A 15,395-nucleotide genomic window follows, 5' to 3' on the forward strand; every position below is an offset into this window, starting at 1 on the left:
TCATTGCGCGGTTCGCAGATATCATGGAGGGTTCACTCGAAGCTGGTGCCTCAACTGAGGTTCCCGCCTCCGAAACACCGCGGCGGCCTCCGAGTGGGGATTCCGCGCTCGCGAAGTATGCCATCGACCTGACCCAGCGCGCCCGCGACGGCAAGATCGATCCTGTCGTCGGGCGCGATCCGGAGATCAGGCAGATCGTCGATATCCTGATGCGACGCCGGCAAAACAACCCGATCCTGACCGGCGAGGCCGGGGTCGGCAAAACCGCGGTCGTCGAGGGCTTTGCCTTGCGCATCGCCGAGGGCGACGTGCCGCCCACGCTGCAGGGCGTCAGTGTGCGTATGCTCGATGTCGGCCTGATGCAGGCGGGCGCAAGCGTAAAGGGCGAATTCGAAAAACGGCTGAAGGCGGTCATTGACGAGGTCCAATCCTCCGAAACGCCGGTCATCCTCTTCATTGACGAAGCTCACACCTTGATCGGCGCCGGCGGCGCGGCAGGAACCGGTGATGCGGCCAATCTGCTGAAGCCGGCGCTGGCGCGGGGTGAGCTTCGCACGATCGCAGCAACGACCTGGGCCGAGTACAAGCAGCACATCGAGAAGGATCCGGCACTTACCCGTCGCTTCCAGGTCGTCAAGATAGATGAGCCGTCGGAAGCGGTGGCTGTTCTCATGCTGCGCGGTGTCGCCGGTGTTCTCGAGCAGCACCACAAGGTGCAGATTCTCGATGAGGCGATCGAGGCGGCGGTCAGCCTGTCCCACCGCTACATCCCGGCGCGGCAATTGCCCGACAAGGCCGTAAGCCTTCTCGACACCGCCTGCGCCCGTGTCGCCATTTCGCAGCATGCCACCCCGGCGGAGGTGGAGGACATTATGCGCCGCCGCCAGGCGCTTGAGGTCGAGCGCGGCATCATCGGCCGCGAGGCAGCGATCGGCATCGACGTGGCCGACCGGCAGGGTCGGGTCGAAACGGGGCTCGCCGAGACCGAACTTACGCTTACTGCCGCGCAGGAACGTTGGGATCGGGAAAAGGCGCTGGTTGGCGAGGTACTGGAATTGCGCGCCAGGCTGCGCGGCGAGGGTGTGCCGCTCGATGCGGTGGAGACTCCGCAGGCGGTCGCCGAAACGGCAAGTGCGGATGCGCCCGAGATCGAAACGCCCGAGATCGAAACGCCTGAAACCGATGCGGATGCAAAGGCCACTACCGATCCTTCTCCACCCGATCCGGCTGCCGATCTCGCGCGGCTGCGGGAGCTGATGGCCGAACTCGCAGAAGCGCAGGGCGAGACGCCGCTGATCCTGCCGTCGGTCGACCGCAATGCCGTGGCTGCCGTGGTGCAGGACTGGACCGGCATCCCGACTGGCCGGATGCTGTCGAGCCAGACCGAAAAGGCGCTGCGGCTCGCCGCTACCCTGTCCGAGCGCGTGGTCGGTCAGGATCACGCCATGGAAATGATTGCCAAGCGCGTGCAGACCAGCCGGGCCGGGCTCGGCGCGCCCGAAAAACCAGTGGGGGTTTTTCTGCTCTGCGGTCCCTCGGGCGTCGGCAAGACCGAAACCGCGCTGGCCCTGGCCGAGACGCTCTATGGCGGCGAGCAGAACCTCATTTCGATCAATATGTCCGAGTTCCAGGAGGCGCACACGGTTTCTACCTTGAAGGGCGCGCCACCCGGATATGTCGGCTACGGCAAGGGCGGCATCCTGACCGAGGCGGTCCGGCGCAAGCCCTATTCGGTGATCCTGCTTGACGAGGTCGAGAAAGCGCATCCCGACGTGCATGAAATCTTCTTCCAGGTCTTCGACAAGGGAATGATGGACGACAGCGAAGGCCGGCGGATCGATTTCAAAAACACGCTGATCCTGCTCACCTCGAACGTTGGCTCCGAAGTCATCATGGACCGGACTAGCAGCGGCACGGTACGGGCGGGGCTCGACGATCTCGACACGGCCTTGCGAGGCCCGCTGTTGAAGGTTTTCCCCGCGGCCTTCCTTGGCCGGGTGGTAACCATCCCGTACTACCCGCTCTCGGACACGATGATCGAAGCGATCACCCGCCATCAGTTCGCCAAGATCGCCCGCCGGCTGCGCTCGAGCAACGATGCCGAGCTGGTGATCGGTGACGGTGTCATGGATCTGGTCAAGGCCCGCTGCACCGAGATCGAATCCGGCGGGCGGATGATCGACGCCATTTTGACAAACACGCTTCTGCCGGAGTTGAGCCGTGGCGTGCTGAACCGGTCGCTCGCGGGCGAAAAGATGACGAAAGTGACTGTCGGAGCCTCCGAAGGAGGATTCACCTATTCCTTCGAATAGCTCAGGCGCAATTCCATAGTTTGTGGTCAAAATCTGCATTAACGGGGGCATCCACACATGAAGCTTGGTACCGGAGCCGTAGGACCGCTCAGGGGCCGAGTGCGGACCGTCCGCAATCAGCGCGGAACTGTCAGAAAGCGGAAATAGCGACAGCAGCAGATCGCTCACCTGTCCCAACAAACGACACGCGGTGAGACGGGCGGCACGCCAAACGCGCTGTCAGGGTTGGGCGGAACGCCGCAGAGCGGCGTCCCGTGGCTTCGTTGACAAGTCTAGTTCTTGACCACGTCTTCCAGAAAGAACCGGCCCAGCGGATTCTGGTAGAAGTTCTCGATGTTATTACGCGAGACGTTGATGAACGGGCTGTAGTACAGATCGATCCAGTTGACGTCCTCTTTGGCCATCTTCTGCAGATCGGTGTACATTTGCTCGCGCTTGGCCGGATCCATCTCGATGCGCGCCGCCGCGACCAGCTCCTTGACCTTCTCGTTGTTGTAGCGGGTCATGTAATTCATGTTCGCGTCGTGGCCGAGAACGAAGGTGGTCTTCTGGTCTGGGTCGAGGATGTCGTTGGTCCAGTAGTTGACACAGACGTCATAGTCGCCGGCCACCAGCATGTCCCATTCTTGGCTCGGGTCGACCTTCTGGATTTGGACGGTGACTCCGGCTTTGGCGAGCTGCTGCTGCAGCAGCACGGCGGTCTGCTCGACGATCTCGTCGCCGGCCCGCACGACGTAGTTGAGCGTCAGGTCCGAGGCCCCGGCGTCGGCCAGCATCTGCTTGGCCTTTTCCGGATCGTAGGGCCGCTTGAGATTGTCGGCGTAATAATAGAGCGCGCCCTTCGGGACGTAGGAGTTTGCGACCTCGCCGTAGCCGAACGTCACCGTGTCGACCACAGCCTGCTCGTCGATGGCCATGTCGAGGGCCTGCCGCACCTCCTTCTTCGCCAGCGCGCCATGCTCGTGGTTAATCAGCAGGTGATCCTCGCGGGTCGACGGGTCGAGATGGACGGTGAGGTTGGAATCCTTCTGCAGTTCGGCGACGCGTGAGAACGGCACAAAGATCGCGGTGTCGAGCTGGCCGGCCTGCACGTTCAGCATGCGGGTGTTATCGTCCGGCACGGAGATCCACTCGACGCCGTCGAGGCTGACACGATCGGCCTCCCAGAAATGCGGGTTTTTCGCCAGGATGACACGGTCGCCGCGCCTCCATTCCGTGATGGTAAAGGCGCCAGAGCCGATGGGTGTTTCGGCATATTTCTCCGGACCGAGCGTCTCGAAGCCCTTCTTGGAAAGAACCGAGGCGATCGGGAAGGCCAGCGTCGCCAGGAACGGCGCGGTCGCCTGCTTGAGTTTGATCGTGACGGTCTTTGGATCGGTTGCCTCGACCGCATCCATCACCTTGAAAGGATCCGCCCACAGCGAGCCCTCGTCATCCCTGATGCGGGTGAGGCTGAACACCACGTCGTCGGCCGTCAGGTCGGAGCCGTCCGAGAACTTCGCGTCGCGCAGCTTGAGCGTATAGGTGAGGCCGTCCGGACTGACCTCCCAACTCTCGGCGAGACCGGGCTCCAGCTTGGTGCCCGTCTTGTCGACGCGGATCAGCACGTCGTAGACGTTGGCGAACACCCACAGGTCGATGTTCTGGGCGGTCTTGATCGGATCGAAGGTGGTCGAGTCTTCGCGCCGGCCAATCGTGAGTACGCCGGCTGCTTCTGCCAGCGTCGCCCCCAGGGACAGGCTGGTCATAACGGTGACCAAGCCGATGCGCATCCATTTGCTTCTTAACATCGGTATTCCCCTTCTGGTTTGCCTTTGGTTTCAGTTTGCGACCCCGTCGGCCTGCGGGGTCGCCATCTTCGAGGGAGCAAGCAGCGGCTTGTCCGGATCGATATGCGGAACGGCGGCAATCAGCGCGGCGGTGTAGGCATGCTTCGGCCGGGAGAACACTTCCTCCGACCGACCTTCCTCGACGACCACGCCGCGGTGCATCACCACAACACGCTGGCAGAGATTGCGAACGATTGCGAGATCGTGGGCGATAAATAGCAGCGTGAGCGACATACGTTCCACCAGTTCGCGGAACAACTCCACGATCTGCGCCTGGATAGTGACGTCGAGGGCGGCCACGCACTCGTCCGCAATGATAAGTTTCGGGTCGACGGCGAGCGCGCGAGCTATGCCGGCCCGCTGGCATTGGCCGCCGCTCATCGAGCGCGGCTTGCGATCGAGGAACGCGCGCCCCAAGCCGACCAGGTCGAGCAGTTCGCCGCAGCGTGCCGGAATTTGCGCGGTCTCGATCTTGCCCTGTACCCGCAGGACCTCCGCCAGCATCTTGCCAACGGTAAGATGAGGATTGAGGGCGTTGTAGGGGTCCTGGAAAACCATGGCGGTTTGACGTCGCAGCATGCCGAGGACTGCGCGGCCCGATGCGATGTCCGCACCATCGAACCGTATCGTGCCTGACGAGACCGGCGTAAGTCCAAGGACGGCGCGCGCCAGAGTGCTCTTGCCGCTTCCGGATTCTCCGACAATGCCGACCGTTTCGCCCGGCATGACACGGAGTGTGACCCCATTGACTGCATCAACCGCGCCTCGCCGGAACAGGCCGCCCGTGGCGAAGCGCACGTGCAGCTTCTCGATATAGACCACCGGCACCGCTCCGGGTGCCCGGAGCTTCTCAGCCTTTGCCGGCATGTCCTCCTCCGGCAGCGAGGGATGACTGGCGATCAGCGAACGGGTGTAGGCATGCGCCGGCGCCGCAAGCAGACCGCGCTTCTCTCCAATCTCCACCAGTCGACCTTGCCACATCACCGCGATGCGGTCGCAGACTTGGGCGACGATGCCGAGATCGTGGGTGACCAGGATCACCGAGAGTCCACGCCTGGCGCGGATGTCCATCAAAAGCCCCAGGATCTGCGCCTGTATCGTCACGTCGAGTGCCGTCGTCGGCTCGTCGGCGATCAGGATCCTGGGATTGCTCGATAGCGCCGCGCCGATCATGGCGCGCTGGCGCATGCCGCCGGAGAATTCATGCGGGTAGCTATCGTATTGCCGAGCCGGATCCGGAAACCCGACCTGGGCGAGGATATCCACCGCCGCGGCGCGCGCCGCCTTGGCGTCCAGCCGCTGGTGAAAGCGGATGCCCTCGGTGATCTGGTCGCCGATCCTCATGACCGGGTCGAGATGGCTGCTCGGATTCTGAAAGATCATGCCGATTTCACCGCCGCGCACCGCGAGCATCTCGGCTTCCGGCGCGGTCGTCAGCTCACGCCCGGAAAGTGTGATCGAGCCACCGCTGATCCTGAGCCGGCTCGATGGCAGCAGCCTGACGAGTGAGCGGCAGAGCAGGCTCTTGCCCGACCCGCTCTCGCCGACCAGCCCGAGGACTTCTCCCGGGGCGAGATCGAGCGACACGGCATCAAGCAGGGTACGCTCCCCGCCGTCACCGTCATGGACGACCGTCAGGTCGGTGACCTTGAGCAGCGCCGCGATCACTCGTGAACCCCGAACAAATCGGCCAGCCCGTCGCCGATCATGCTGAAGGCGAAGGCGAGCGTCACGATCGCGAGCCCCGGGAACAGTGTAATCCACCACGCGGTGGTGACGAAGGCTTGGCCTTCCGCCACCATCACGCCCCACTCCGCGACTGGCGGCTGCACGCCCAGCCCGAGATAGCTAATGGCCGAGCCATTCAGCAGGACGAGGACCGCGTCGGACATCGCGAAGACGACCGAGCCGGCAGCGGCATTGGGCAGGAGGTGACGGAACATGATGCGCATGCGGCTGAAGCCAAGGCTGACCGCCGCAACCGCGTAGTCGTGGTTCTTGAGCACGAGCATCTGGGCGCGGATGAGCCGCGCGTAGGAAACCCAGCCGACGAGGGCCATGGCGATGTAAAAACTGGCCAGGCCCGGCCCCAGGATCGCAATGATCGACAGCATCAGTACCAGGAACGGGAAGGCCAGGATGATGTCCACCAGCCGCATGAAGATGGCGTCGACTATCCCGCCGAAGAAACCGGCTACCGTGCCCAACGTGGTGCCGATGAGAAAGGGAAAGATAACGCCGATGACGGCGATCTTGAGGTCGATGCGCGTGCCCCAGATGACGCGCGAGAGGATGTCGCGGCCGAAATTGTCGGTCCCGAACGGGTGCAGCCAGGACGGCCCCTGGAGCCGTGCTGTCGCGTCCTGGGTGATCGGATCGTAGGGCGCGATCAGCGGCGCGCCGAGCGCGAGGACGACGAACGCCCCAAGCAGGAAGGCGCCGGCCGCCAGCGTACCGCGGCGGCGAAAGCGGCCCTTCCGGCCGAGCGCGGGCGCGACCAAGGGCTCGCTCACAGCTTCACCCTCGGATCGAGAGCCACCGTGACGATGTCAGCCAGGAAGTTGATCAGCACGGTGGCGCAGGCGAAGACCATCGCCACGCCCTGCACGACCATGTAGTCGCGCGAGAAGATGGCGCGCACCAGCAGCTGGCCCATGCCGGGCAGCGCGAAGACGGTCTCCACCACGACGGTGCCGCCGATCAGCCAACCTATGTTTACGGCGAGAAGGTTGACGGTCGGCACCAACGAATTTGGCAGCACGTGGCGCCAGAACACGATGCTCTCCGGCATGCCGCGCGCGCGCGCGGCAGTCGCCACGTCGGACCTCAAGCCTTCGACCATCGCCGCACGCAAGCTGCGCGCCAGAACGGTCGACAGCGACAGCGAGACAGTGAGGCTCGGCAGCACGAGATGTGCAAGCTTTTCAGAAAGCGTGTTGCCGTAACCGGACACCGGGAGAATGGCGAGTTCGACGCTGAACAGGATGATCAGCATCAGGCCGAGCCAGAAGGGCGGGAAGCCGATGCCGAAGGTGGAAACGATGCGGATAACTTGGTCCGCCAGCCTGCCCTGATTGCGCGCCGCGATCGCCGCCACCGGCACGGCGATCAATACCGACAGCACAACGCTGCAAAGCACCAGCGTCAGAGTGGGCTCGATGCGCGTGGCGATCAGCTTCAGCACATCGATCTTGTAGAGGATCGAGCGCCCCATCTCGCCGTCCGCGAGGTTGCGCAGGAAGTAGAAATACTGGGCGAGCATGGACTCATCGAGGCCGTACTGCGCGCGGATGCGGGCGATCGCTTCGGGGGTGGCGCGGGTGCCGAGCAGAACGCGAGCGGGGTCGCCGGGGATCAGCCGGACAAGGATGAACGTGATCACGCTGATGCCGAACAGCACCGGTAGGAACTGAAGCGGACGGTATAGAACGAACTTATAGCGGTGCATGGCCCTGAGGTGTTTCCCCGTCCGCTCCCTTTCCCCTGCATTCTGCCTGCATCAGCCTGCCTTGTTGCGCGAGAGGAACCCTAAAAGGATCGGATAGTATGCAGCTGGGTTCTCGTAGAAGGGCATGTGACTCGCATTCGGGATGATGTGCAACTCCGACTGCGGCAGGCCAAGCTTCATGCGCAGACCACAGGCAGGTGTCAGTTCGTCGTGCTCGCCATGCGTGATCAGCACCGGCACCTTGATCCTGGGCAGGTCGGGCACCCGGTTCCAGTCCTTGAGATTGCCGATGTAGAGAAACTCGTTCGGACCTTGCATGGTCGCGTAGGGTCCCATGTTCCAGTCGTCGAGCGAGCGGCGCACCGGCGCCGGCCATTCGGGCAGGCGGCAGACATGTCGGTAGTTGAGGATCGTCACGGCCGCCATGTATTCCGGATGATCGTATGTTCCCTGCGCCTCGTGCTTCTGCATCATCGATACAGTCTCGGGTCCCAGCGAAGCGCGCAGGCGTTCCAGTTCCAGAACAAGATGCGGCATGTCGGCGACGGTATCCTCGAGGATCAACGTCTGCAGGTTCTCCTGGTAGGCAAGCGCATAGTCGATCGCCAGCCAGCCGCCCCAGGAATGACCCATCATGTGTACATTGCCGAGTCCCAGCGTCTTGCGCACCGTCTCGGTTTCCTCGACGTAGCGCGCGATAGTCCACAACGAGGTGTCCGTCGGCCGGTCGGAGGCGCCGGTGCCAAGCTGGTCGAACGCCACGACCCTGTATCCATGGTCTACTAGGCAGGAGTGCGATTCGCGAAGGTAGTCGCAGGCCAGGCCAGGCCCGCCGTTGAGGCAGAACACCGTCTCGGTGCTGGAGCCGAAGCTGTAGGCGACGACCTTAAAGCCATCGACATTTACCTCGATGCGATCGTCGGCCGCCATCTCACGCCACATGATACGCTCCGAATGCACAGCTTTTAGGCATGCTCATATTTTAAGCGAAACGTTGGGAGTGCGTCAGCTATAAGAAGTGATAGGGTGGGGTCCGGGAGGATGTCGGCGGAAGAGCTCATGCTGGACGAAATCACAACGATCAGGCGGCGTTTCACGCGCCATGGCACCTTGGACGACTGCATCGACGAGGCGTTCGCCGCGCTGTCCGGCCTAGGCTACGACGCGCTGGTCTATGACTACACGCCCATCCCGTACGATCTCGACGGCGCTATCATGATCCCGTCGATGCTCAAGCTGCGTAACATCGATGACGACATGCGCGACTATTGGTGCGATCGAGGTTACTTCCGCATCGATCCGGTGCAGATCGTGGCGGCGCGCAGCTCCACCCCCTTCGCCTGGAGCTACGACAAGGAGATCGACACCGAGATAGGCGCGCTCCTCGACGAGACTACGGAACCCGTTGCGCGCTATCTGCGCGAGCGCGACCTCACTAGCGGCGTCACGATCCCTATCCACATGCCGCGCGGCGGCTATGCCACGGTTACCGGCATCCGCCTCGGCGCGGACGAGATGGTAGATCGGGATGCGGGAACCATCGCGCGCTTTAGCTTGCTGGCGCATGTCTTCCACGACACGGCCTACGCCCTCTACGACCGATCGGCTCTCAGTCCGCTCCTGCCGTCGTTGACTGCGCGCGAGCGCGAGTGTCTCCGCCATTCGGCACATGGCCTCTCTGCCAAGGAGATCTCGCGCGTGATCGGGCGCTCGATTCCTACGGTCGTCATGCACCTCACCGCCGCCGCCAGGAAGCTGGGCGCCAGGAACCGCACGCAGGCCGTCGTTCGCGCCGCGCATTTCCGCCTGCTCGACAACTGACGAAAAGACCCTACTCTTTTCATAGCTGCCCCCTCTGACAGGCTCGCCCTATGATGCTCGCCGCAGATCGACGAGGCTACACCCGAGGTGGTTCGACCCTATTTGGAACGCGTTTCGGGTATTCGATGGGTATTTTTCGAGCATTCGAGCCACATGCCGCATGTCTTCTGCGGACGCACCGCTCGGCAAGTTTGCAGCCGGTTCTTCCATCTATGAGGGAGAAGCCAAGTAAAGCCCCGCAGATAGCCCAAAAAGTATCTTTGGAAGAAGTGCGGGAGTTTTGACCGGCGAGGAAACCGCTTTGTTCTTGTTGAGAAGCGGCTGTATCGTGAAATCAGCACCCATGACAGTCCGCAACTGGTCAGCGGCGTGGGGGGCTAAGACACGGAGCCGTGCCATGTCATCGGATAAGCATCTCCGGCCGAACCCGAAGCGGAGGCCGAAGGTGGCTTCCTCGGTTCCAGCTAAGCCGGCAGCGCCGGACGCGCGGGAGCCCGCGCCGGACGCCCGCAAGACGGTCACCATCCTCTTCGCCGACATCGTCGATTCCTCGCGGCTTAGCCTCTCCCTCGATCCCGAAGCGCTCCGGAACCTGCTCTCCCGGTACTTCGGCGAGTTGAGCGCCGTCGTTCAACGGCACGGCGGAATCGTGAACAACTATATCGGGGACGCGATCATGGCTGTGTTCGGCATGCCGTTCGTCCACGAAGACGACGCGCTGCGCGCGGTGCGGGCAGCGGTGGAGATGCGCGAAACACTTGCCATCCTTAACCACGAGCTCGAAGCCGGTTGGGGCGTCCGCCTTATGAACCGAATCGGCATCGACACCGGCGAGGTGATCGCCGGCGACCAAATGCAGGGATACTTGTCCGTCGCCGGAGAGGCCGTCATTGTCGCGAAGCGCCTTGAGGAGGCAGCGACGGCGAATGAGATCCTGATCGGGGAGCCGACGCACAAGCTCGTGCGCGATGCGGTCGTCGTCGAGCCGAGCGGGCCGCGCGCACTCAAGCGCGGCGCGACGATCCGCGCCCTCGCCGTGTTAGAAGTCCTCGCCCACGCCCCCGGCGTTGCGCGCCGCTTCGACTCGCCTTTCGTCGGGCGCGAACGCCAACGAGCCTTGCTTGAGACCGTCTTCCGCAACGCGGTCGGCGATAGAACCTGCCACCTGGTCACCATTCTCGCCGACGCGGGTGTGGGAAAGTCGCGGCTCGTACGGGAGTTCACGAGCGGCCTTGCCGAGGATGTCACAGTCTTGCACGGCCGCTGTCTGCCCTATGGCGAGGGCATAACCTATTGGCCGCTGGCCGAGATCGTCCGGGAGCTTACCCGCGCGGAGGGACCGGACTCCGGCAAGCAGCTCGCAGCGGTGATCGAGGCTCGGCTCGCAGGCGACGAGAAGGCCGGGCTGATTGCCGAGCGTGTGACCGGGGCGCTCGGGCTTGGCGGCGCGGGACAAGGGACGACCGAGGAGACCGCCTGGGCCGTCCGGAGGCTGTTTGAGGCGCTCGCGCGAGCGGGGCCGCTTGTCGTTGTGGTGGACGACGCCCATTGGGCCGAGTCGACATTCCTCGACTTAGTCGAGCACGTCGCCGACTTCTCACGCGATTTCCCGATCCTGCTCATCTGCATCGCGCGGCCGGAGCTCTTCGACTCGCGTCCTGGCTGGGGGGCCGGCAAACGCAACGCGACGTCGATCGTCCTCGAGCGGCTCAGCGACGCGGAATGCCGCGAGCTGATCTCCAACCTGCTTGGCCCCGCGCCGCTGCCGCCCGCTGCCGAGTCGAGGATCGCGAGCGCGGCCGAGGGCAATGCGCTCTTCGCTGAGGAACTCGTGGCGATGCTCGTCGACGACGCGTTGCTCAGGCCCGACAGCGTCGCCGCGTCGGACCTCGTTGAGCTACCCGTCCCCTCGACTATCAATGCGCTTCTCGCTGCCCGCCTCGAGGGCCTCCCGTCCGTCGAGCGCGCCATCCTGACGGCCGCAGCGGTCGAGGGCTCAGTATTCCATCGGAGCGCCGTCAGCGAGCTCGCCGGCCCGGTGCTCGACACATTCGAGGACGGCTTGCTCGCGCTCGTCCGCCGGGACCTTATCCGCCCGGAGGCGCCGTTGTTCGCCGGCGAAAAGGCCTATCGCTTCCGTCACGTCCTGATCCGCGACGCCGCGTATCGTTCCCTGCCGAAGAATGCGCGCGCCGACCTGCACGAGCGCTTCGCCGCCTGGCTCGAGCTAGCGGCCGCGGACCGGCTACGCGAGTTTGAGGAGATTGTCGGCTATCACCTCGAACAGGCCTTTCAGTACCGTGTCGCGCTCGGTCCGCGCGACGTGCGCGCGGCCTCGCTTGCCGCCCGGGCGTGCGAACGGCTCGAGGCAGCCGGTCGGCGGGCGCTTGTCCGCAGCGACCTGCCGGCGGCGCTCAGCCTGCTTGAGAGGGTTTCCCGGCTGCTTCCCACCGATGACACACGGCGGATCGCGCTGCTCGCCGAGTTGAGCGGCGCGCTGATCGAAAGCGGCCGGCTGGACAACGCCGGGCGCGCGCTGGACGAGGCGGAGCGCTTGGCCGCTGCCGCTGACGACCAGCGCTTGGCAGCGCATGTGCTCGTTCAGCGGCAGTTCCTCCGGATCTTCCACGGCGAAGAGGGCGGGCTGGAGGAGGCGGCACGCGCGGCAGCTGCGGTGATCCCGGTCTTCGAGCGCCTCGGGGACGACCTCGGCCTCTGCCGCGCACGGCGGCTCGAGGCCTGGCTATCCTTCACCGCGGCTCGCGGCGAGGCCGCCATTGCAGCTTGGGAGCAAGCTGCTGCTCACGCGCGACGTGCGGGGGATTGGCATGAGTACTACGAAATCCTCACGTGGATCGCTTCCTCCTTGTGGTTCGGGCCCACCCCGGCAGCCGAGGGCATCCGCCGTTGCGAGGCGATGCGCGTGCAGGTGGGCGAAAGCCCCGAGTCCGAGGCAGCAATCCTCCGCCAACTCGCGTGCCTCAACGCGATTGTCGGCCGCTTCGCGATTGCCCGCGAGCTGATCGCGACGAGCAACGCCACCTACGCCGACCTCGGCCTTACGCTCTACGTGGCGTCCTCAGAGCACGAGGCCGTCGTCGAGCTGCTCGCCGGGAACCCCGCTGCGGCCGAGAGGAGCGCGCGCGCGGCGTATCGCGCGCTTGAGGAGATGGGCGAGCGCGCGTTCCGTTCGACGATGGCCGCTTCCCTCGCCGTGGTGATCCTCCAACAGGGACGCGACGAAGAGGCCGAGGACTTTGCTAAACTCAGCGCCCAGCTGGCTGCGAGCGGAGACTTGGTGACGCAGGTCCGTTGGCGCCGCGTGCGTGCACGCGTGCATGCGCGGCGGGCAGAGCTCCGGGCGGCGGAGGCGCTCGCGCGCGAAGCAGTGACGATCGCCGAAGCGACCGACTTCGTCAACGACCGGGCGGATGCACTGGTCGACCTGTCGCACGTGCTCGAGGCCGCCCGCCGAGGCGACGAGGCGGTCGCCGCTGTGTCCGGAGCGCTGCATCTCTACGAGCTGAAGGGAAACGTGGTCGCCGCGGCCGCGACCCAGCTCCGCCTGGGCAAACTCGTCAAAATGTGACACCGTCGGGAGGCGGCAACGGGCACCGCCCGCACCTCCTGGTGAACCGCTCTGGATCGGAGGTGATGTGATGCCACCGAACTTCGATACGATCGACGAGCATAAATATGTCTCACCGCTGGCCCTAGAGCTAGACCCGGGCGAGACAGTGCTGAGGCTCGACACTTGGGTCCTCCAGCCGGGTGCCGCCTGCATGGGCCTTTCTGCTTAATCCCAATTTGAAGGCCCCCTTTCCCATTGGGTGAGGGTGCTACTTCCTGAAATCACTTTCGAAGGAGGTCAAGCATGGTCACGAAAAAGAAAGCCCCAGCGAAACAGACACCCAAGCGACTCGGTGCGACGAAGCCTACGAAGCGAAAAACTGTGACAGCGAACCCAGCCGCAACTTCCGAAATTGCCGAGCCAGTCCGCGAATTTGTGAAGAATACATCCATTCCTAAAGGATTCGTTAACCCAAAGCCGATCGTGCTGTCGGAGTTGCGAAAGCGCGTGACCGAAACGAATCTGAGGCTCCCACCGTTTCGCTGGAGCAACTGTTGGCCAGCGCGAATCGCATCAAGCCGGCGGACCTTCCCGCGGAGAAGTTACCGGAAGACGTCAAAGAGTCTATCCTCGCATTAAAGCCAGGGATTCGACGTTTTCACGGCGTTAAAATTCCGCTCTACTGGTTCCCGTTTCCCTGGCTGAGTTCTGCCTGTGCAGATCGCTTCGGATACATGTCGTCCGCGGCCACCCGTGCGGCAACGAAGTTGCCATTCAATGTCGCGACGCAAGCACTCCTCGGCCAACTCGGTAACATGATGGGAGACCCCGGCCGTGATCCTAATCCTGCGTCTCACAATCCCGCTGATGCTGGCGTGTCTTCGATACCAGCAGGCTTCACTTATTTTGGCCAGTTTGTCGACCATGACATCACGTTCGACGTCTCGTCGACTCTCGACGCCAATAACGATGCGAATATGATCAATAACATGCGAAGCCCAGCGCTCGATCTGGAGTCCGTTTACGGCCGCGGGCCTGGCTTAGATCCGTTTCTCTACGTTTTTCCTACATCTGGTCCAACTACCGCAATCAAGCTGCATAGGGGCACGAACACTCCTATTGGCCCGGGCGGCCCCAGCAACAACGGTAACCCATCGGGCATGGTCCAGCAGACGAGTTGGGATGTGCCCCGCATGCAGGGTACGAATACTGCTGCGATCGGCGATCCGCGCAACGACGAAAATCTGATCATCGTACAGTTCCAGCACGCTATGCTGCGTTTCCATAACGCCGTTGTTGATCTGCTGGTGGCAGTAGCGTTTGCGGGCGACATCTTCGCAGAGGCCAAACGAATCGTGACCCATCACTACCAATGGGCCGTGGTGCACGACTTTTTGAAAAGAATCTGCGGAGTGGCTACCGTGAACAACGCGATGGCGAGCGTATCTGCCCCCATCGGTAGCTCGTTCCGAATGCCCGTCGAGTTCGCCGTGGCAGCGTACCGGTTCGGCCACAGTATGATCCGTGATGCGTACTGGGTGAATTTCAACTTCCCGGAAGCCACACTTGAAAAGGTGTTTGAGTTCAATCGCGATCCACGGCTGCCGGTCTTTTCCACCTGGGTCGTTGACTTCAACGCGTTCTTTGACACCGGAGTGCCGGTACCGGTTCACAACAAGGCCCGGAAAATCGATAGTTTCATGGCTAACGGATTGGAATCGTTGCCCGGATTCTCAGGAATGATGGCGATTCTGGCAACGCGAAACCTTCGGCGTGCTCTTGCTCTCGGTCTGCCGAGTGGACAGGGCATGGCCAACTCATTCGGCATTGCGCCGATGACCGCGGCGCAGTTGACATCCGGGGTGCCGGTGGCCGAAACGGCTGTGCTGAATTCCAGCGGCGGTTTACTGCTGAACAAGACGCCACTGTGGTATTACGTCCTTCGCGAGGCTTCGGTCCTCGCCGGCGGAAATCAGTTGGGTCCGGTCGGCGGCAGGATCGTGGCGGAGACGTTTGTCAGGATTTTGAAGCGAGATGCGTCATCCTATCTGAACGTCGCCGGTGGGTTCACACCTATTCTTCCTTCGTCCATGCCTGGAGACTTCACGGTGGCGGATTTGGTGGCCTTCGCCGGGGTAACGCAACCATAGAGATCGCGCTGCGAACGCCGATGACGGACCTTCAGCCGCGCTGACTTCATCTGCGATCTGGTCCAGATCCAGTTCACCGGTCCCCCTGGCAAGCCGCTCATGCAGTATCGTCGCAACTTGACGGTCCCGCGAATTTTTCCGCTCGCCTCTGTTCGATGAATAGCCGCTTTTTGACCCGTGTTGGTCATTCCGAACCAACACCGACTGCCTTGAGCCGCCGGACCTTTACTTTTTTTTAAAAACGTCCTCTATAGCTTCCTTAGT

General features: G+C 63.2%; 10 protein-coding genes and 1 pseudogene. 6 read left to right on the forward strand and 5 right to left on the reverse strand.

Annotated features, from left to right (window positions below; translation table 11 throughout):
- On the forward strand, positions 1–2,312 hold a 2,312-nt coding region (tssH, locus tag EOA85_RS10295; RefSeq protein WP_127209334.1), incomplete at its 5' end, for a type VI secretion system ATPase TssH.
- A 272-nt stretch (positions 2,313–2,584) separates the two neighbouring features.
- On the opposite strand, the gene EOA85_RS10300 is transcribed toward tssH, so the two are convergent.
- From EOA85_RS10300 to EOA85_RS10320, 5 genes are read right to left on the reverse strand one after another with little or no spacing between them, the layout of a single operon-like run.
- Complete coding sequence (locus EOA85_RS10300; protein ID WP_095519754.1) at positions 2,585–4,084, reverse strand: ABC transporter substrate-binding protein; 1,500 nt, start codon at positions 4,082–4,084, stop codon at positions 2,585–2,587.
- A 48-nt stretch (positions 4,085–4,132) separates the two neighbouring features.
- Positions 4,133–5,809 (reverse strand): ABC transporter ATP-binding protein, encoded by a 1,677-nt coding sequence (locus tag EOA85_RS10305; protein WP_127209335.1) that lies wholly within the window; start codon positions 5,807–5,809, stop codon positions 4,133–4,135.
- Positions 5,806–6,642 carry an ABC transporter permease gene (locus EOA85_RS10310; RefSeq protein WP_245316364.1) on the reverse strand — a complete coding sequence of 279 codons (837 nt, stop codon included), beginning with the start codon at positions 6,640–6,642 and terminating at the stop codon, positions 5,806–5,808. Before EOA85_RS10310 ends, EOA85_RS10305 begins: the two co-directional genes overlap by 4 nt.
- Positions 6,643–6,650: 8 nt before the next feature.
- Positions 6,651–7,589, reverse strand: coding sequence for an ABC transporter permease (locus EOA85_RS10315; RefSeq protein WP_065010343.1), 939 nt, complete (start codon positions 7,587–7,589; stop codon positions 6,651–6,653).
- Between the two features lie 51 nt (positions 7,590–7,640).
- Positions 7,641–8,531: a proline iminopeptidase-family hydrolase gene (locus EOA85_RS10320; protein WP_065010344.1), complete on the reverse strand. Its 891-nt coding sequence runs from the start codon at positions 8,529–8,531 to the stop codon at positions 7,641–7,643.
- 117 nt (positions 8,532–8,648) lie between these two features.
- Here EOA85_RS10320 and EOA85_RS10325 point away from each other — a divergent pair, with 117 nt between their 5' ends.
- The 5 genes and pseudogenes from EOA85_RS10325 (at position 8,649) to EOA85_RS10345 (ending at position 15,131) form a co-directional block, all read left to right on the forward strand.
- Positions 8,649–9,410, forward strand: coding sequence for a LuxR family transcriptional regulator (locus EOA85_RS10325; RefSeq protein ID WP_095519936.1), 762 nt, complete (start codon positions 8,649–8,651; stop codon positions 9,408–9,410).
- Positions 9,411–9,467: 57 nt separating this feature from the next.
- Positions 9,468–9,626 (forward strand): annotated as a pseudogene (locus EOA85_RS38845) (alpha/beta hydrolase); the annotation flags it as partial.
- A gap of 181 nt (positions 9,627–9,807) precedes the next feature.
- Positions 9,808–12,999 carry an adenylate/guanylate cyclase domain-containing protein gene (locus EOA85_RS10340; RefSeq protein ID WP_127209337.1) on the forward strand — a complete coding sequence of 1,064 codons (3,192 nt, stop codon included), beginning with the start codon at positions 9,808–9,810 and terminating at the stop codon, positions 12,997–12,999.
- Positions 13,000–13,069: 70 nt separating this feature from the next.
- Complete coding sequence (locus EOA85_RS37390; protein WP_164759584.1) at positions 13,070–13,210, forward strand: hypothetical protein; 141 nt, start codon at positions 13,070–13,072, stop codon at positions 13,208–13,210.
- 325 nt (positions 13,211–13,535) lie between these two features.
- Complete coding sequence (locus EOA85_RS10345) at positions 13,536–15,131, forward strand: heme peroxidase family protein (protein WP_245485674.1); 1,596 nt, start codon at positions 13,536–13,538, stop codon at positions 15,129–15,131.
- Positions 15,132–15,395 lie beyond the last annotated feature (264 nt).

It is taken from the genome of Mesorhizobium sp. M5C.F.Ca.IN.020.29.1.1, from assembly GCF_003997375.1.
GTDB classification, from domain to species: Bacteria; Pseudomonadota; Alphaproteobacteria; order Rhizobiales; family Rhizobiaceae; genus Mesorhizobium; species Mesorhizobium wenxiniae.

Bases quoted from the DNA above. Each gene is read 5' to 3' on its own strand.
- EOA85_RS37390 (WP_164759584.1), top strand. From the start codon at position 13,070: ATGCCACCGAACTTCGATACGATCGACGAGCATAAATATGTCTCACCG.
- EOA85_RS10320 (WP_065010344.1), bottom strand. From the start codon at position 8,531: ATGTGGCGTGAGATGGCGGCCGACGATCGCATCGAGGTAAATGTCGAT.
- EOA85_RS10300 (WP_095519754.1), bottom strand. From the start codon at position 4,084: ATGCGCATCGGCTTGGTCACCGTTATGACCAGCCTGTCCCTGGGGGCG.
- EOA85_RS10325 (WP_095519936.1), top strand. From the start codon at position 8,649: ATGCTGGACGAAATCACAACGATCAGGCGGCGTTTCACGCGCCATGGC.
- EOA85_RS10315 (WP_065010343.1), bottom strand. From the start codon at position 7,589: ATGCACCGCTATAAGTTCGTTCTATACCGTCCGCTTCAGTTCCTACCG.
- EOA85_RS10340 (WP_127209337.1), top strand. From the start codon at position 9,808: ATGTCATCGGATAAGCATCTCCGGCCGAACCCGAAGCGGAGGCCGAAG.